Consider the following 17,046-nt stretch of genomic DNA (forward strand, 5'->3'; position numbering starts at 1 on the left):
GCCTGGCTGATGTTGCCAATGCGCGACAACCGCCACGCATCGGCTGTCGCTGCGTGCTACTCCCCGGCCAGCGCCTGCGCCAGGAACGGCGCCGTGCGGCTGGCGCGCTGTTGCGCGACCACAGCCGGCGTACCGGCAACCACCACATTGCCGCCCGCACCGCCCGCGCCCGGCCCCATGTCCAGCACCCAGTCGCTGCTGGCGGCCACGCGCATATCGTGTTCGACCACGATCACCGTATTGCCTGCCTCCACCAGCCCCTGCAGCTGCGCCATCAAGGTATCCACGTCGGACGGGTGCAAGCCGGTGGTGGGCTCGTCCAGCACGTAGACGGTGTCGCGCCGTTGGGCGCGTTGCAGTTCGGTGGCCAGCTTGATGCGCTGCGCCTCGCCGCCCGAGAGTTCGGTGGCCGGCTGGCCCAGCCGCAGATAGCCCAGCCCCACCTCGCGCAGCACCTGCAACGGGCGCAGCACGCTGGCCTCGTCGGCAAAGAACGTTGCCGCCTGGTCCACGGTCAACTCGAGCACCTGCGCGATGGTGTGCCCGCGCAGTTCGATCTCCAGGGTCTTGGCGTTGTAGCGCGCGCCGTGGCAGGTGGGGCATGGCGCGTAGACGCTGGGCATGAACAGCAACTCCACCGACACCGAGCCCTCGCCTTCGCAGGTGGCGCAGCGGCCCTTGGCCACGTTGAAGGAGAATTGCCCCGGGTCGTAGCGGCGGCGACGCGCGGCCGGCGTGGCCGCAAACAACTTGCGGACCGGGTCGAACAGGCCGGTATAGGTGGCCAGGTTGGAACGCGGCGTACGCCCGATCGGTTTCTGGTCCACGCGTACCAGCCGGCGCACGCGATCCAGTCCGCTGACGATCGCACCACCCACCGGCACCTGGGTGCCGCGCTCCAGCGGATCCAGTGCCTCCTCATCCTCTGCCTGGCTCTGGCCCAGGTGGGCAGCAAGCAGTTCCACCAGTGCCTGGCTGATCAACGACGACTTGCCCGAGCCGGACACGCCGGTGACGGTGGTGAACACCCCCAGCGGCAGATCCACATCCAGGCCACGCACGTTGTTGCGCGTGATGCCGCGCAACTGCAGCCAACCGCCTGCCTCGCGCGCATGCCGATGCACCTGCGGCGGCGCGCCGAACAGATAGCGCCGCGTGGACGAGGCCTCCACCGTCTCCAACCCGGCGGGCGGGCCGCTGTACAGCACCTGCCCGCCATGCGCACCGGCGGCCGGGCCCACGTCCACGATCCAGTCGGCGTGGCGGATCACATCCACTTCGTGCTCGACCACGAAGACCGAATTTCCCGCCGCCTTGAGCTGGTCCAGCGCGCCCAGCAGCGCCTGCGCATCGGCCGGGTGCAGGCCGGCCGACGGTTCGTCCATCACATACACCACGCCGAACAACTGCGAGCGGATCTGCGTGGCCAGCCGCAACCGTTGCAGTTCGCCCGGCGACAGCGTGGGCGTGCTGCGCTCCAGGCTCAGATACCCCAGGCCCAAGGCCTGCACCACGGCGATGCGCGCACGCAGGTCTGCCGCGATGCGTTGCGCGGCGATGCGCTGTTCCGGGTGCTCGGCTGCACCCTTCTTCCTGCCCTGCGTACGCAGGTCGGCGTCTGCCGCCGGGCGCAGCAACTCGGCCACTTCGTCCAGCGGCCGCCGCGACAAGTCACCGATATCCAGCCCGGCAAAGGTGACCGACAGCGCTTCGCGCCGTAGCCGCTTGCCGTCGCATTGCGGGCATTGCGTGCTCACCAGGTACTGCGCCACGCGTTTTTTCATCTGCGCGCTTTGCGTAGTGGCAAAGGTATGCAACACATAGCGCCGCGCACTGGTGAACGTGCCCATGTAGCTGGGCTCTTCCTTGCGTTTGAGTGCGCGCTTGACCTCGTCCAGGCCATAGCCGGCGTACACCGGCACCACCGGTTGCTCGTCGGTGTACAGAATCCAGTCGCGGGTCTTCTTGTGTAGCTTGTGCCACGGCAGGTCCACATCGATGCCCAGCGTGGTCAGGATGTCGCGCTGGTTTTGACCATGCCAGGCGCCCGGCCAGGCTGCCACGGCACGGTCGCGGATGCTCAGGTTGCGGTCCAGCACCATGGTGGCTTCGGTGGCGTCGTAGATGCGACCCAGGCCGTGACAGGTAGGGCAGGCGCCGGCCGGCGTATTGGGCGAAAACCCGTCCGCATAGATGATGTCCTGCCCGGGCGGATAACTGCCCGCACGCGAATACAGCATGCGCAGCGAGTTGGAGATGGTGGTGACGCTGCCCACCGACGAGCGCGCGCTCGGCGCGCCGCGTGCCTGCTGCAAGGCCACCGCCGGCGGCAACCCATCGATGGCATCCACTTCCGGCACGCCCACCTGGTCGATCAGGCGCCGCGCATAGGGCGAGATCGAATCCAGATAGCGGCGTTGCGCCTCGGCGAAAATGGTGCCGAACGCCAGCGACGACTTGCCCGAGCCGGACACCCCGGTGAACACCACCAGCGCATCGCGTGGAATGTCCACATCCACATTCTTGAGGTTGTGCTCGCGCGCGCCGCGTACACGCACCTGGCCGGAGGAAGACGACGTTGCATTAGACATGACTAGCGAACCAACATTCGACAGCGCCCTAGCCTAGCGCGGCATGCATGCAGCCGATGTCGTTGCAACATCGTAGCGTCGTTTAGATGCAGGCAGATGCCCGGATCAAAAGCCTGGTTAGTCGAAGGCGCGGTGCCCTCGCCGCTCGCGGGACACGCCGTGAATCCATCCGTGGAGGCTCGGTGGCGGCATCCATGCCGCCACACGGTCCCGCAAGCGGCGAGGACACCACACCAGAGAGTTGGTCGGCCGCTAGATGAAAAGCGGGACATTTCGCGACCTGCGTTGGCTTGCTGGTGCGAGTCGCGCAGCTGCATTTGAGCCAGCGAGTCAAGAGCGGCTGACAAAACGTAGCGAGCAGTCGTCAGGTGGGTGCGGACGGTGCGGAGGAACCGGAGTGTACGAGTGGTACATGAGGATTCCGAGCACCGGCCGCGCCCGCCTGGCGGCCGCACAGTAGTTTTGGTAGCTGCTCTAAAAGCACACCACGCATCTTGCGACTCTGCACACCGACCATCTCCGATGGTCCTTGCCCGCCTGCCGTCGCGGGACCTTACGCGGCATGGATGCCGCGTAAGAGCTTACATGGACGTACTTGCAGCGTGTCCCGCGCTGGCAGGCGGGCGAGGGCCCTGCAGCCAAGCCGCCGATCAGCTGCTCTGCAGCGCGCTCATCCCAGCGCGTGCGCCGGCACCGGCTGCTCGCCGGTCTCCGCAAGTGCCTGCATCCGCATGACAACGCCACTGAACAGCCGCGCGGTGGCGGCATCGCGCGTGCGGAAGATGGCTTCCAGCTCGCCGTAGTACCACAGCGTGCCTTCGCGGCCGGCAGTGAACACATTGAAGATGTCCTGGCCCACCGCAGGGTTTTCCAGGTCCTGCACGATGGTGCGTGCGTTGTAGAGCTTGTCGCAGCCGGACACCAGCAAGGCGCGCTCCGGTGTCTTGCGCAGGTGCTCCAGGTAGGCCAGCTTGCGTTCGCGCCAATCGCGCTTGCGCGCGCGCTCGCTGTTGTCCACCTCGGCCTTGTCTTCGGCAGTGGCGTCGGTGCAAGCCATCACGATGTCGGCCACGCTGTCGCCGAACTGCGCGCGGATCGACGCCTCATGACCACCGCCACAGTCTTCCACCACATCGTGCAGCAGCCCGGCGATGGCCTGCTCCTCATCGCCACCGCATTCCAGTACCAGCGTGGAGACGCCGAGCAGATGACTCAGGTACGGAATCTGCGTGCCCTTGCGCAATTGCCCGGCATGGGCGATGCGGGCGTAATCCACGGCCTGGGCGTAGCGTTCGGTGAGGGCGGTCATGGGGCTTCTGATGCGGGCGATACGCCCAGTATCGCCGAGCCCGCCCACCGGCAGGGTGAGGACAATGCGACGGACGAGGCGCGCCGGGCATCGGAGGCCGCGCTGCGTGGCGCGTGCTCGCTGGGGCATCAAATCACCGATGCGGCGCTGCACCAGCAGCCGTCTGCCCACTGTGGTCCACCGCGGCACGTGCCCGCCGCACCTTGGCAACCCAGGCAGCATCGGACAAACAGGGACTGTGCCAGTTCCGGGCATTGGCCATGCCGGAGCTGCCGGGAGCGCCGCAATCGGTCTGGCTGCCCTCAATGACGCGCCGTTGCGGCCGATAGGGCTAAGCTCGATCCACGTCGCACGACTGCCATCCCATGCCCAGCCTCCCCGTTTGCAACGCCTGCCGCGATGGCCATGCATTCCCGACCGCCATCACCATGGCCTTCCAGCCGATTGTCGATGTGGCCGCACGCACCATCTACGCCGGCGAGGCGTTGGTGCGTGGCATCAACGGCGAGTCGGCCGGCAGCATCCTGGCCGCGGTCGATACCCACAACCGCTACGCCTTCGACCAGGCCTGCCGCATCAAGGCGATCGAATGCGCCGCGCAGATCGCCCTGCCCGCGCTGCTCTCGATCAATTTCATGCCCAACGCGGTCTACAACCCCGAGCACTGCCTGCGCGCCACGCTTGAGGCCACCGCGCAATACGGCTGGCCGCTGGACGCGATCATTTTCGAGGTCAGCGAGCAGGAACATCTGGCCGACCCGTCGCATCTGCTCGATATCCTGCGCACCTACCGCGCGCGCGGCATGAAGACCGCCATCGACGACTTCGGCGCCGGCTATGCCGGCCTCGGCCTGCTGGCCGAGTTCCAGCCGGACCTGCTCAAGCTGGACATCGCACTGGTCCGCGGCATCAATACCGACCGCAGCCGCCAGGCCATCGTGCGCCATGTCACCCGCATGTGCGAAGAACTCGGCATCGCCGTCATTGCCGAAGGCATCGAACACGCCGACGAATACCGCACCCTGCGCGACCTGGGCATTCACCTGCAACAAGGCTACCTGTTCGCCCGCCCGCAGATCGGAGCGCTACCGCAGGTTCACTGGCCCGAGTAAGCGCCAACAACGACTGCGCATCCGCCAGGCGTGCGCGGCTGGCGCCCGGAATCGACACCTACCACGCGTAGACCGCGGCTCCGGCCGTGCCGCCCGCACCCCATCTGACAACCGCTTGCCATGCCTTGCTGGCCACCTTGGTTGCGCGTGCACGCGTGCGCACCGGTCAATCACCCCAGCGACGCAGGCTCAGAGCGAGAAGCATCAAACGCAATCACCATGCAATGCGCTTGCAAGGCGCTTGCAAGGGAAAAAACAGAGGAGATGCGCTTTCCCCATTCCCCATTCCCCATTCCCCATTCCCGATTCCCCAATCCCGATTCCCAGCGGCGCCCCAGCCCCCCATCCACACCCCGCCAACCAACCGCGCCGCTCACACATACCGCGGAATCGGCCCCAGCTGCGGTGTCTGGTCCGGCAAGTCCACTTCCGTTTCGTCCACATAGCACCAGCCCCAGCCTTCGGGCGGATCGTAGCCTTCGATGATGGGATGACCGGTGGCGTGGTAATGCGCGGTGGCATGGCGATGCGGGGAATCATCGCAGCAGCCGACGTGGCCGCAGGTACCGCACAGGCGCAGATGCACCCAGATACTACCGATGGCCAGACACTCCTGGCATCCGCGTGCACTGGGTGTCACTGTGGCGATCTGGGCGGTATGACGGCACAAGGTACTCATGCGCTGGTGGGCTCCTGGGTGGCGAGTTCGGAGACCGCCACCGGGTTGGCCTGATGGGCTAGATACTGATGAATCTGCGCGACCACTGCAGCGCCCTCGCCCACCGCAGCCGCCACGCGTTTGACCGAACCGGCACGCACATCACCGATGGCGAACACACCGGGGCGATTGGTTTCCAGCGGCAGGCAGGCCGGCACGCCATCGCCGCGCGTGGTGCCAGTGACGACGAAGCCACGCTTGTCGGTCTCCACGCAATCCTGCAACCAACCGGTATTGGGATCGGCACCGACGAACAGGAACAGGTGCCGCAGGTCCACACGCGTGGTCGCGCCATCGGCGCGCGTGCGCAGCGTCGCCCCCTGCAGCCCGCGCTCGTGGTCGCCGTCCAGCGCGGCCACTTCGGTGCCGGTGTGCAGCTGCACGTTGGGCAGCGCGGCAATACGTTCGATCAGGTATTGCGACATCGACGCTTCCAGGCCATCGCCGCGAATGATCAGATGCAGCTCCTTCACCCGCGGCGCCAGGAACGCAACCGCCTGGCCTGCGGAATTGCCGCCCCCCACCAGCGCCACCACGCCGCCCTCGCATAGCCGCGCTTCCACCGGCGACGCCCAGTACGACACGCCATGGCCTTCGAAGCGATCCAGCCCGTCGATCTCCGGGCGCCGGTAGCGCGCGCCCGAGGCGATCACCACGGTGCTGGCCAGCACCTGCTTGCCGTCGGCCAGATCCAGGTGCAGCGCGCCATCGTCGCGCCCGCACTCCAGAGTGGCTGCCTCGATCGGGATGGCCAGCTCGGCCCCGAATTTCAGCGCCTGGTTATAGGCGCGGCCGGCCAGCGCCTGCCCGGAAATCCCGGTGGGAAAGCCCAGATAGTTTTCGATGCGCGCCGACGCGCCGGCCTGGCCGCCGATGGCGCGCTGGTCCAGCACCAGCACCGACAGGCCTTCGGAGGCGGCGTACACCGCCGTGGCCAGGCCCGCAGGGCCGGCACCGACAATCGCCACGTCGTAGCGCTTGCTCGGGTCGATGTCGGGTGTCATGCCCAGGCAATGCGCGGCTTCGGCATCGCTGGGCTGGCGCAGCACGCGGCCGCTGGGGCAGACCATCACCGGCAGATCGTGCTCCTGGATACCCAGGCGCTCGACCAACGCGCGGCCATCGTCGTTGGAGATGTCCACCACCGTGTTGGGGTAGCCGTTGCGGGTCAAAAACCCCTGCAGCCGCGTCAGATGCCTGTCGTCCGGTGCACCGATCAACACCGAGCCGGAGGCATCGCCCTCGATCAGGCCCACGCGGCGCAGGATCAGCGCACGCATCACCACTTCGCCCACTTCGGCCGAACTGATCATCAGCGCGCGCAGATGCGCGGTGTCGAACGGCAGCGCCAGGCAGCCCTCCGGCCCGGCCCGGCCAGCCGCCAGCGACGCGCGGCCGGCCAGCTGGCTCACCTCGCCGGTGAACTGCCCGGGCGTATGCCGGGTGATCGGCTTTTCGTTGCCCAGGCCGTCGCGACGCACCACTTCGATGACGCCCTCCAGCACCACCCACACCGGTGCGTGCGCATCGCCGACATCGAACACGGTGTCACCGGCCGCAAAGCGCTGCGCCGGCCCGCTGGCGAAGCGCCGCGTGATCGCCAACTGGCCCGCGTCCAGTTCGGGAAACATCTGATGGTGGCGGGTATCGTCCAGGGGCATGGATCGGCAACGCAGGTGGGGGGATGCATGCAAGCATGGACAGGGGTGATGGCAATGGCAATCACCCGAAATAGGCAATGTCACCGGCCCTGCGAAAGCCGCGCCGTGCAAGCGCACCCAACCGATGCCAGGCGCCGCATCGTGGCAGCGCTGGCCGAACGGGGATAAGAACAGCTGACGCAATCACTGCGCAGCCACCCGACAGACGCGGCCGGTGATCAGGAGCGGCCTGCACCGTTCGTCCGCTCCGCTTCAGGGCGCTGTCCCCATCCACCTGACGATTGCTGCCGGAGAGGTCTTGGCCGCTCCAGACCGGTGGCCGGTCACAGCGCTGGACAACGCCTCCGAGCCCCTCAGCGAAAGTGAAAGCAGCTGTCATGTCACGGTGGACAGCACCAGGTCATGAACAGGCCAACAGGGCAAATGCCAATTGCCGGCGACGGCTGGGCATGCCTGCTGCACGACGGCGCCGCTATTGGCGTTCATTGCGGCACGGGCGCCCAATGCGGCCCGTGCTGGCCGGCGGCCATGCGTGCCGCCGGCCGCACGCGAAACACCACGCTCACCCGCTCGCCCACCGCGCGTGCGGTCTTGGCGATGCCGTGCTCATGCGTCAGTTGCGAGGCATGGCTCATCGCCAACAGGCTGCCTGGGGCCAGCTCCAGCGCAGTCGCGCGCGCACTGGCGTCTTTGCCGCGCAGCGTCATGCGCCGTGCGCTGCCCAGCGACACCAGGGCGATCGGATACGGCGCCACCAGCGTCTGTAGCTTGTCGTGATGCATCGCCACGCTGTCGCGCCCGTCGCGGTACAGGTTCAGGCCCACCGCGTTGTATGGCGCGGGCAACACCGCCTGCACTGCATCGCGGAGCTGCAACAACGGCAACGCCGGGGGCAGCGCCGCATCCAGTGCATACGAGGCCAGTAGGCGCGGCACCTCCACCACGCGGTCATACATTTCCCGGCGCTGGCTCTGCCAGCTCACACCGTCGCGCAGCGCGCGAAAACAGGCCTGCGCCAGCTCGGGCGCAAGCAGCTGTGGCCAATAGCGCACGCCACCTTCGGCATCGTCAATCACCTGCAGCGGCGCGTTTGGCGTTTCAAACAGATCCATCGACGGGATATGCGGGCGATGCGGCACATTTCAGCAGGCTGCCAATAGGCGAACAAGTACCTGCTGCCGTTGCGTGGAATTAGCGTCTCCACGCCGCGATTGCGCAGGCGCACACCATCGCAGCGTCCACTGATGAGTAACAGCATTCAGAGGCCGCGACAGCCTGCCTCGCAGGCATGCAGTTCCCGTCCAGGCAGGGCTTCGTAGCCAGGTTCGGCACATTGGCGACCTCAACCACACGCAGCATGACCAGTGCTTCCGCAACGATGGCTCATCGCTGCCGCTGTGCTACGGTCCGGCGCTGCATCCGCCCGGAGCCGTTTTGCATGCCGTATCGACCGATCGCTTCCCGCCTGCGCTGGCTTGCAGTGTTTGCCGCCGCTGCCTGTCTCGCAGCTCCTGCCGCTGCACGCACGGCAGGGTCCGCCTTCGAGGCGGTGGACCCGTTTATCGGTACCGGCGGCGAAGGCCATACCTATCCCGGTGCCACCGTGCCGTTCGGCATGGTGCAGTTGAGCCCGGATACGCAGATCAAGCCGCGCAAGGAGGCCTATGGCTGGGCGGCGGGATACCGACACAGCGACAACACCATCGTGGGGTTTTCGCATACGCATTTTTCCGGCTCCGGGCATTCGGATCTGGGCGACATCCTGCTGATGCCGCAGGTGGGCGCGGTCAAGCTGGAACGTGGCGATGCCAGCAAACCGGGCAGTGGTTACACCGCGCAGTTCGACCACGCCAGCGAACAGGCGCAGCCCGGCTACTACGCAGTGACCTTGAAAGACCGCAACATCCGCGCCGAACTCACCGCCAGTGCGCGCGTGGGCGTGCACCGCTACCAGTTCCCCAAGGGCGCAGCGGCGCATGTGCTGGTGGACCTGCGCACCAGCCTGTACGACTACCCGGGCAAGGTGCAGTGGTCGCGGCTGCGCGTACGCGGCGATGGCACCGTCACCGGCTTTCGCGAAACGCGCGGCTGGGCGCCCGGCCGGCAGCTGTACTTCGCCATGCGCTTCTCCCGCCCGCTCACCGCCACGCAGTTGCACGATACCGAACAGGACATTCCGTACAAGGGCTTCCCGCCGCCGGGCGACAAGAACCCTGCCCAGCGCGCCCAGATTGAAGGCCGGCAACTGGTTGGTGTGTTCGATATTGCCAACGATGGCACGCCGCTGGTGGTCACCGTGGCGCTGTCGCCGGTCAGCGAGGCCGCGGCCATCGCCAACCTGCACGCCGAAGTGCCCGGCTTCGACTTCGACCGCGTACGCGCCGATGCGCGTGCGCAATGGACGCAGGCGTTGTCGGCGATCGACGCGCAGGGCACGCCGAAACAACGCACCCAGCTCTACACCGCGCTGTATCACACCTTGCTCGGGCCCACCCTGTTCATGGACAGCGATGGTCGCTATCGCGGGCCGGACAACGCAGTGCATCAGGCCACTGGCTGGACCAACTATTCCACCTTCTCGCTGTGGGACACCTACCGCGCCCTGCACCCGTTACTTACGCTGGTGCAGCCGCCGCAACGCACCAGCGACATGGTCAATTCATTGCTCGCCGCACGCCGCGACAGCGCCTACGGCATCCTGCCGGTGTGGGCGTTCCATGGCCTGGAAACCTGGTGCATGATCGGCTACCACGCCGTGCCGGTGATCGCTGATGCCTACATGAAAGGCATCGGCGGCTTCGATGCCAGCGAAGCGCTCGATGCCATGGTCGCCAGCGCCAACTACGGCCCCTACGACGGCATCGCCCAGTATCGCGAGCTGGGGTATGTGCCCATCGACGAAGAGGGCGAAGCCGCGTCCAAGACACTGGAATACGCGTTCGACGACTGGACCATCGCGCGCATGGCGGACAAGCTCGGCAAGCCCGCCATCGCGGCAGACTTCAGCAAGCGCGCCAGCAACTGGAAGCACGCCTTCGACCCGGCCACCGGCTACATGCGCGCACGCACCCGCGCCGGCAACTTCCGCGAACCGTTCGATCCCTCCGCCAGCGGCTACGGCAGCGACTACACCGAAGGCAATGCCTGGCAGTACTCGTGGTACGTGCCGCAGGACGTGGCCGGCCTGGCCGCGGCGCATGGCGGCGAAGACAAGCTGTTGGCGCGCCTGGACGCCGTATTCGATGCCAAGGTCGACCCCAAGGTGTTCGAGCACATGGAAGACATCACCGGCTTGATCGGTTGGTACGCGCATGGCAACGAACCCAGCCACCATGTCGCTTACCTGTACGCCTACGCCGGCCAGCCCTGGCGCACCCAGGCGCGGCTGACCCGGATCATGGACACCCAGTATCACGCCGGCCCCGAAGGCCTGGCCGGCAACGACGATCTCGGCCAGATGTCGGCCTGGTACGTGTTCACCACGCTGGGCTTTTATCCGGTGGCACCGGGCAGCAACCAGTACATCATCGGCCGGCCGTTCCTGCCGCGCGCCACGCTCAAGCTGCCCAATGGCAAGCGCTTCAGCGTGATTGCCGATGGCCTGAGCAAGGCGCGCAGCTACGTCGGCAGCGTCACCCTCAACGGCCAGCCGCTGACCCGCGCCTACCTCACGCATGAAGAAATTCAGGCCGGCGGCGAGTTGCGCTTCCGCATGCAGGCCACGCCGAACACGCAATGGGCCACCGATCCGGCGCAGCGGCCGTATTCGATGTCGACGCAGACGCGCTGAGTCAGTAGTGGATGCCCATGCGTAGCCCGCAGGCATCGCGCTCCACCACCGTCGGCAAACTGCCGGCGGTGCCTGCGGCAATGCGCTGCGCGCTCCAGCAGGCCACCAGGGCATCGAGCACATCGTCTGGCTTGGCCAGCGCACGCGGCACGCGCTCCAGCAACGTGGCTACCTGCCTGGCGCCATAGCACTGGCCCAGCAAGGCGGCGCGCTGTTGATGGCCCGCACTGCTCTTCTTGCCGGCCGCCAGGCCGTGCCCGCCGGCGAGCACGGCAAACGACACTTCCGGGTGCACCTCGAACACGCGCTCCGCCCACAGCGGATCGGCGCGCAAGGCATCGTCCCAGGCGCGAATCTTCGACAGCAGCGCAAACGACTGCACGCCAAAGCCACGCTGCCCGTCGTGATCCAGCACCCGATGCAACGCAGAGGCGTCCACCTGCCTGCGCGCATGCAGCATGCCGCGCAAAGGCGCAGCAAAGATGCTGGATGCGCGGCGCCCACCCACAAAGCGCCGCGCCTGCACATCCGCAGCGCGGGGCGCGTGCTCGCTCAAACCGATCGGGATATCCACGCCCAGCACGGCGACGTCCCCCAATGCGCTCGCCACCGCGGCCACCGTGCGGTAGCCGGCAAACTGCAATCCATCGCCGGCCTGCCACACCGCCAGCCAGCCGCTGCCGGCGCCATCGATCCCTACACACTGCATTGCGGTCCTCCCGGTCGCGGCCTGCGTGCACGGCGCAGCAGCACCGCACGCACGCCATCTGCGTGGCGCGTTCACATGATGCACAACATTCGTTCACCCGCACGCATCGCCGTGGTTTTCAGACTGCTCCGCATCGGCCGCAGCACGCTGCGGCCTGCCATCCCCCACTGCAGGAGCCAGCGCATGTCCAGCACCAAGAACCAGTACGAAATGCAGAATCCGCTCACCCAGTTTCCGCAGCCCAAGTTCCCCGAGCAGACCCAGGAGGCACCGGGCACCATCCATGCATTGCAGCCTAAGGCCGACCACGGCGAGCAGAGCTACCAGGGCTTCGGCCGGCTGAAGGGCCGCAAGGCGCTGATCACCGGCGCCGACTCGGGCATTGGTCGTGCTACTGCGATCGCCTATGCGCGCGAAGGCGCGGACGTCGTGCTCAATTATCTGCCGGAAGAAGAACCTGACGCTGCGGAGGTGGTGAAGTTGATCGAGGCCGAAGGCCGCAGAGCGATCAGCATCCCCGGCGATCTCAAGGATGAGGCTTTCTGCAACCAGTTGGTCGCACGCGCGGTCAAGGAGCTTGGCGGGCTGGACCTGCTGGTCAACATCGCCGGCAAGCAGACCGCGATGAAAGACATCGCCGACATCACCACCGAGCAGTTCGACGCCACCTACAAGACCAACGTCTACGCGATGTTCTGGCTGTGCAAGGCGGCCATCCCACACCTGCCGCCGGGCGCATCCATCATCAACACCGGCTCGATCCAGTCCTACCAGCCCTCGCCGACGCTGCTGGACTACGCGTCCACCAAGGCGGCCATCGTCAACTTCACCAAGGGCCTGGCCCAGCAGGTCGCCGAGAAGGGCATCCGCGTCAACGCCGTCGCCCCCGGCCCGGTGTGGACCCCGCTGCAACCCAGCGGTGGCCAGCCGCCGGAAAAGATTCCCGAATTCGGCTCGGAAACCCCGCTCAAGCGTGCCGGCCAGCCGGTGGAGATGGCGCCGCTGTATGTGATCCTGGCCTCGCAGGAGTCCAGCTATGTGACGGGCGAAGTGTTCGGTGCCACCGGTGGTTTGCTGCTGTCCTGAGCAAGCTGAAAGCGCAGTTACAACGTTACGCCACCAGAACCCTGCCGATCGTTGCACGCGCAGCGATCGGCAGGAGTTTCTTTGGTGGCGTTTTTAGTATTGGCGACAGTCTCGACGCCTGATGCATCGGCAAAAACGCAGACGCAAGGTAGTTCGACCAGCTACGCAAAGACGGCGTCGATCATGCGAAGCCCTCCTTCTCCCACCGGGAGAAGGTGCCCGAAGGACGGATGAGGGTACGCAACCCCACCAACGCTCCGCCCACGGCCTGCGTTTACTGCGTCATCACCACCGTCTGGATCGCATGCGCCGGAATCTCCAACTCACTCGATGCATCGCCCACATACAGGTTGTAACGGATCCCCACATCGCTGGTATTCATCACCACCGTCGAAAGGCTGCCATCAGTGTTGAGAAAGGACGTCGTTGCCAGATTGCTGCGGCTGCTGGCTGCACTCACCCGCCGCGCACCGGGGCGGATGAACTTGGAAAAGTGGCCGATGTACCAATAGCTCGGCGTGTAGATCACCTCGCCGGTGCGCGTATCGGCATGCACCGGCGCAAAGCAGTAATTGCCCACGTGGTTCGGCCCGCCGGTCTGGTCTAGCAGGATGTTCCAGTCGGTCCAGCCCACCGCACCATGATTGAGATCGTTGATGATGGCAGTGCCATAGCGCTCGCCATTGGGCCAGTACTGCAACTTTGCCGGGTCGAACTTTTCCACCGCCGCTTCGGTCAGCAACAGCGGCTTGTCCGGGTACGCCTGTGCCACTGCCGCCACGTTCTCCACCATCGGCGCGAATCCGGCCCAGGTTTCGTACCAGTGGAAGCCCATGCCCCACGCGTATTTCGCCGCTTCCGGATCGTCGAAGATCACATGCGCACGGTGCAGCATCATGTCGCGGTTGTGGTCCCACACGATGATCTTGCGGTCGCCATAGCCGGCGTGCTCCATCGTCGGGCCGAGGTGGTTCTTCAAGAAGTCGCGCTCTTCCTCGGCGGAAAACACCATCGACTCCCAGGTCTGCACCGCCATCGGCTCGTTCTGCAGGCTGATGCCCCAGATCGGGATGCCGGCCTTTTCGTAGGCCGCAATAAAGCGCGTGTAGTAAGTGGCCCAGGCCTGCGCATACGCGGGCAGCAACTTGCCGCCCTTGAGCATGTTGTTGCTGTCTTTCATGAAGGCCGGCGCGCTCCACGGGCTGGCGAAGGTCGTCAACTTGCCGCCGGCCGCGGCAATGGCCTGGCGCAGCATCGGGATGCGATAACGCTGATCGTGCCTGACCGAAAAGCTCTTCAGCGCCGCATCGCCGTCCTTGATATAGGTATAGCTGCCGCTGCTGAAATCCGAGCTGTGGATGGTGGTGCGCACCAGCGTATAGCCGATGCCCTTTTGCGGGTCGTAGTAGGCAGTGAGCAAGGCGCGCTGCGCAGGCTTGGGCAGCCTGGCGAAGGTCTCGGCACTGGCATCGGTGATGGCCCCGCCGATGCCCAGCACCTCCTGGAAGCGCCGCTGCGGATTGACGAAGATGGAGTTCTCCTTCTCGGTCAACGCATGCCCCGCCCTGGGTGCATCGACAGTGCTGACACGCATCTGCTGCGTTGCGCCTTGGGCAGAGGTGTAAACGCGTAGTGCGCCGGCGGCGGCTGGCGAAGTAGCGGCATCCGCAACCGCGGCTTCCACCGCCTTCGATGCGGGCGTGGATGCAGCCGATGCCGTCGATGCCGGCATCGGAATCGGCGTTGCTGGGGCTGCGGTCGTTGCTGCTGTTGCTGCTGTTGCTGTTGCTGCTGTTGCTGTTGCTGTTGCTGTTGCTGTTGCTGCTGCTGCTGCTGCTGCTGCTGCTGCTGTTGCTGTTGCTGTTGCTGTTGCTGCTGCTGCAGATGCAGATCCCAACACCGTTTCAGTCGCAGCACCCCAAACCCCCAGAACCCCCACCATCGACCACGCAATCGCTCGCTTCACCGTGCACCCTCCCAGGTTGGTGAGCAAGCCTAACCGACCAACGCGGCGCAACAGCGTGCAACAAACGAGCGCAACCATGCATCCTTCCACCATCGGACACTCCCTTCTCCCCTCGGGAGAAGGTGGCCCGAAGGGCCGGATGAGGGTACGTCTGCCAAGAGTGCAGCCCGCCACCTGCAATCAAGGCAACAACATAAACCCCAACTGGAAAGACAGCCCCAAGACCCCATTAAACGTACCCTCACCCCAATCCCTCTCCCGCTGCAGAGGGGCTTGGTCTGCGCGCGGCATCACCGCGACGAGCGTCGATCAGCGACGTACCAACCGATGCAAAATCCCAGGCACTTCCAACCCAAGTTCGCGTGCCAGAAACCCCACCGGCCCAATCCGCCTGGCCAACTGCCTGCCCGCCGCCGCATGCACAAACACTCCCCATAACGCAGCGGTCAACGCATCGCAGCCGCGCGCGGCAAACCCGGCAATCAATCCCGCCAGCACATCGCCAGACCCGGACGTGCCCAACCCGGACGCGCCCCCGCGATGCATCCACACCACTCCATCCGGGCCGGCAATAAAACTGTCCGCACCCTTGACGATCACCACGCTGCGCAGCTTCTGCGCAAACTTCAGCGCGTACGCGCCCGGCGCCGCTTCCACCGCCGCCTTGTCGTCGCCGGCCAGGGTCGCCATCTCGCCCGCATGCGGCGTCAAGACGAATGGCCGCCCGATCGGCGCCCGCAGGCCGCGCGACAACGCACCGGCATCCAGAACCAAGGTGCACACCGCCTGCTCGGCAGCGCGCCTGACCATCGCCGTGGTGGTGGCCGACGACGCCATGCCTGGCCCGATCACTGCCGCATCGCAGGCCGCCATCGCCGTATCCAATGCGCGATGCCCGCGCACGATCTCGCCCTGCCGGTTCTGCGCCAATCCCAGCACCAGCGCCTCCGGCACCGCCAAGGCCATACCCGGCGCCACACTGGCGGCGGTGGCGATCTGCAGCTTGCCCGCACCGGAACGCAGCGCCGCCTCGCCGGCCAGCAGCACCGCACCGGGCACGCGCATCGAGCCACCCACGATCAACACGCGCCCACGCTGCTCCTTGTCGCCACCCGGGGCCGGCAACGGCATCGACCGCAAGGCGGCGGCGGTGAGCATACGCACGCGCGGGGCGGCCATCAGCGTGCCCCGGCCGGGCGGTCGGACTCAGTGGTCACCGGCTCGTCGGCCAGCTCCGGCGGCACGAACTTGGTGCGCACCAGCTCAAGCGATTGCCCGTCAGCAGCAGCCGAATATTCGGTAACGCCGCAATTGGGCACATCGCCTTCGCGGTCGATCGCCAGGATGGTGGCCTCGTCCATCCGCTCGATCAGGTAGCGGAAGCAATTGACAATCACCTGATGCCCCACGATCAGCACGCGCGCGCCGACATGGTTGCGCTGCAGATCACCGACGATGCTGCGCAGGCGGAAGATCACATCGCACCAGCTCTCGCCGCCGGGCGGGCGAAAGTAGAACTTGCCGACCAGGTTACGTTGCTCGAAGAGCGCCGGAAATGCATCTCGAATGCCCGACGTGGTGTAACGATCGAGCACGCCAAATTCCTTCTCACGCAGCCGCTCGTCTACGCTCACCGCATCGGCCGGCTGCCCGAGCGCACGTGCAACCGCAGCGGCAGTCTGGCGCGCCCGCACGTAGGTAGAACTCAAGATCAACGTGGGACGCTCGTGCTCGGGCAACCCCGCCATCCAGGCACCCAAGGCATCGGCCTGGCGCTCACCCAACGCCGATAGCGGAATATCCGCATCGCGATGCTCCAGGTCGATCAGCGCCGCCCCATTGGCCTCAGCCACATCGCGCGCCACGTTGCCCGCGCTCTGCCCATGCCGCACCACCCACAACCGCGCCGGCCACTGCGCCGACACACCGGCTACCGCACTGTTCTCACTCACATGCTTCTCCTGCATAACGTCGACCTCACGTGTCGCACAGCCGCCGTGAAAACATGGTCGACCAGCGCATCTGTGACCGAGGTTTCAATACGCACGCGCATCCATGACTGATGGCATAGCAACAAGCGAACGCAACGGATGGGTAACGCCGC

The 17,046-nt window shown here is 66.2% G+C and carries 13 protein-coding genes and 2 other RNA genes; 5 read left to right on the forward strand and 10 right to left on the reverse strand.

Going from position 1 to position 17,046, the window contains the following annotated elements:
• Positions 1-56: 56 nt before the first annotated feature.
• The 3 genes from A7D17_RS14310 to A7D17_RS14320 form a co-directional block, all read right to left on the reverse strand.
• The gene (locus A7D17_RS14310) at positions 57-2,591 is read right to left on the reverse strand and encodes an excinuclease ABC subunit UvrA (RefSeq protein WP_064509682.1); all 2,535 of its coding nucleotides are present in this window, start codon (positions 2,589-2,591) and stop codon (positions 57-59) included.
• 338 nt (positions 2,592-2,929) lie between these two features.
• Positions 2,930-3,005: non-coding RNA, sX9 sRNA (locus A7D17_RS14315), on the reverse strand.
• Between the two features lie 256 nt (positions 3,006-3,261).
• Complete coding sequence (locus tag A7D17_RS14320) at positions 3,262-3,900, reverse strand: HD domain-containing protein (RefSeq protein WP_064509683.1); 639 nt, start codon at positions 3,898-3,900, stop codon at positions 3,262-3,264.
• A gap of 365 nt (positions 3,901-4,265) precedes the next feature.
• On the opposite strand from A7D17_RS14320, the gene A7D17_RS14325 reads away from it, so the two are divergent.
• Positions 4,266-5,012, forward strand: coding sequence for an EAL domain-containing protein (locus tag A7D17_RS14325; RefSeq protein ID WP_064509684.1), 747 nt, complete (start codon positions 4,266-4,268; stop codon positions 5,010-5,012).
• Between the two features lie 56 nt (positions 5,013-5,068).
• Positions 5,069-5,146: non-coding RNA, sX9 sRNA (locus A7D17_RS14330), on the forward strand.
• A gap of 239 nt (positions 5,147-5,385) precedes the next feature.
• Here A7D17_RS14330 and A7D17_RS14335 read toward each other — a convergent pair.
• The 3 genes from A7D17_RS14335 to A7D17_RS14345 form a co-directional block, all read right to left on the reverse strand.
• Positions 5,386-5,691 (reverse strand): UBP-type zinc finger domain-containing protein, encoded by a 306-nt coding sequence (locus A7D17_RS14335; RefSeq protein ID WP_064509685.1) that lies wholly within the window; start codon positions 5,689-5,691, stop codon positions 5,386-5,388.
• Positions 5,688-7,391, reverse strand: a complete 1,704-nt coding sequence (locus tag A7D17_RS14340) for an FAD-dependent oxidoreductase (RefSeq protein ID WP_064509686.1) — start codon at positions 7,389-7,391, stop codon at positions 5,688-5,690. The genes A7D17_RS14335 and A7D17_RS14340 overlap by 4 nt, the downstream gene beginning before the upstream one ends.
• A gap of 482 nt (positions 7,392-7,873) precedes the next feature.
• Positions 7,874-8,503, reverse strand: coding sequence for an alpha-ketoglutarate-dependent dioxygenase AlkB (locus A7D17_RS14345; RefSeq protein ID WP_064509687.1), 630 nt, complete (start codon positions 8,501-8,503; stop codon positions 7,874-7,876).
• Positions 8,504-8,829: 326 nt separating this feature from the next.
• On the opposite strand from A7D17_RS14345, the gene A7D17_RS14350 reads away from it, so the two are divergent.
• On the forward strand, positions 8,830-11,181 hold the full coding sequence (locus tag A7D17_RS14350) for a GH92 family glycosyl hydrolase (RefSeq protein WP_064509688.1): 2,352 nt from the start codon (positions 8,830-8,832) through the stop codon (positions 11,179-11,181).
• A 1-nt stretch (position 11,182) separates the two neighbouring features.
• Here the strand turns inward: A7D17_RS14350 and A7D17_RS14355 are convergent, their stop codons facing one another.
• Complete coding sequence (locus A7D17_RS14355; protein WP_064509689.1) at positions 11,183-11,890, reverse strand: DUF429 domain-containing protein; 708 nt, start codon at positions 11,888-11,890, stop codon at positions 11,183-11,185.
• A gap of 183 nt (positions 11,891-12,073) precedes the next feature.
• On the opposite strand from A7D17_RS14355, the gene A7D17_RS14360 reads away from it, so the two are divergent.
• Positions 12,074-12,976: an SDR family oxidoreductase gene (locus A7D17_RS14360; RefSeq protein WP_064509690.1), complete on the forward strand. Its 903-nt coding sequence runs from the start codon at positions 12,074-12,076 to the stop codon at positions 12,974-12,976.
• A gap of 274 nt (positions 12,977-13,250) precedes the next feature.
• Here the strand turns inward: A7D17_RS14360 and A7D17_RS14365 are convergent, their stop codons facing one another.
• The gene (locus A7D17_RS14365; protein ID WP_064509691.1) at positions 13,251-14,708 is read right to left on the reverse strand and encodes a glycoside hydrolase family 30 protein; all 1,458 of its coding nucleotides are present in this window, start codon (positions 14,706-14,708) and stop codon (positions 13,251-13,253) included.
• Between A7D17_RS14365 and A7D17_RS24140 the strand changes: the two genes are divergently transcribed.
• Positions 14,690-14,965, forward strand: a complete 276-nt coding sequence (locus tag A7D17_RS24140) for a hypothetical protein (protein WP_162841731.1) — start codon at positions 14,690-14,692, stop codon at positions 14,963-14,965. The two genes, A7D17_RS14365 and A7D17_RS24140, sit on opposite strands and share 19 nt — an antisense overlap.
• A 286-nt stretch (positions 14,966-15,251) precedes the next feature.
• On the opposite strand, the gene A7D17_RS14375 is transcribed toward A7D17_RS24140, so the two are convergent.
• Both A7D17_RS14375 and A7D17_RS14380 read right to left on the reverse strand, forming a co-directional pair.
• Complete coding sequence (locus tag A7D17_RS14375) at positions 15,252-16,121, reverse strand: NAD(P)H-hydrate dehydratase (protein ID WP_064509693.1); 870 nt, start codon at positions 16,119-16,121, stop codon at positions 15,252-15,254.
• Positions 16,121-16,909 (reverse strand): histidine phosphatase family protein, encoded by a 789-nt coding sequence (locus tag A7D17_RS14380; RefSeq protein WP_064509694.1) that lies wholly within the window; start codon positions 16,907-16,909, stop codon positions 16,121-16,123. Before A7D17_RS14380 ends, A7D17_RS14375 begins: the two co-directional genes overlap by 1 nt.
• Between the last annotated feature and the right edge of the window lie 137 nt (positions 16,910-17,046).

This window comes from Xanthomonas floridensis, assembly GCF_001642575.1.
Lineage (GTDB): Bacteria > Pseudomonadota > Gammaproteobacteria > Xanthomonadales > Xanthomonadaceae > Xanthomonas > Xanthomonas floridensis.

Bases quoted from the DNA above. Each gene is read 5' to 3' on its own strand.
- A7D17_RS14310 (WP_064509682.1), bottom strand. From the start codon at position 2,591: ATGTCTAATGCAACGTCGTCTTCCTCCGGCCAGGTGCGTGTACGCGGC.
- A7D17_RS14320 (WP_064509683.1), bottom strand. From the start codon at position 3,900: ATGACCGCCCTCACCGAACGCTACGCCCAGGCCGTGGATTACGCCCGC.
- A7D17_RS14325 (WP_064509684.1), top strand. From the start codon at position 4,266: ATGCCCAGCCTCCCCGTTTGCAACGCCTGCCGCGATGGCCATGCATTC.
- A7D17_RS14335 (WP_064509685.1), bottom strand. From the start codon at position 5,691: ATGAGTACCTTGTGCCGTCATACCGCCCAGATCGCCACAGTGACACCC.
- A7D17_RS14340 (WP_064509686.1), bottom strand. From the start codon at position 7,391: ATGCCCCTGGACGATACCCGCCACCATCAGATGTTTCCCGAACTGGAC.
- A7D17_RS14345 (WP_064509687.1), bottom strand. From the start codon at position 8,503: ATGGATCTGTTTGAAACGCCAAACGCGCCGCTGCAGGTGATTGACGAT.
- A7D17_RS14350 (WP_064509688.1), top strand. From the start codon at position 8,830: ATGCCGTATCGACCGATCGCTTCCCGCCTGCGCTGGCTTGCAGTGTTT.
- A7D17_RS14355 (WP_064509689.1), bottom strand. From the start codon at position 11,890: ATGCAGTGTGTAGGGATCGATGGCGCCGGCAGCGGCTGGCTGGCGGTG.
- A7D17_RS14360 (WP_064509690.1), top strand. From the start codon at position 12,074: ATGTCCAGCACCAAGAACCAGTACGAAATGCAGAATCCGCTCACCCAG.
- A7D17_RS24140 (WP_162841731.1), top strand. From the start codon at position 14,690: ATGCCGTCGATGCCGGCATCGGAATCGGCGTTGCTGGGGCTGCGGTCG.
- A7D17_RS14365 (WP_064509691.1), bottom strand. From the start codon at position 14,708: ATGCCGGCATCGACGGCATCGGCTGCATCCACGCCCGCATCGAAGGCG.
- A7D17_RS14375 (WP_064509693.1), bottom strand. From the start codon at position 16,121: ATGGCCGCCCCGCGCGTGCGTATGCTCACCGCCGCCGCCTTGCGGTCG.
- A7D17_RS14380 (WP_064509694.1), bottom strand. From the start codon at position 16,909: ATGCAGGAGAAGCATGTGAGTGAGAACAGTGCGGTAGCCGGTGTGTCG.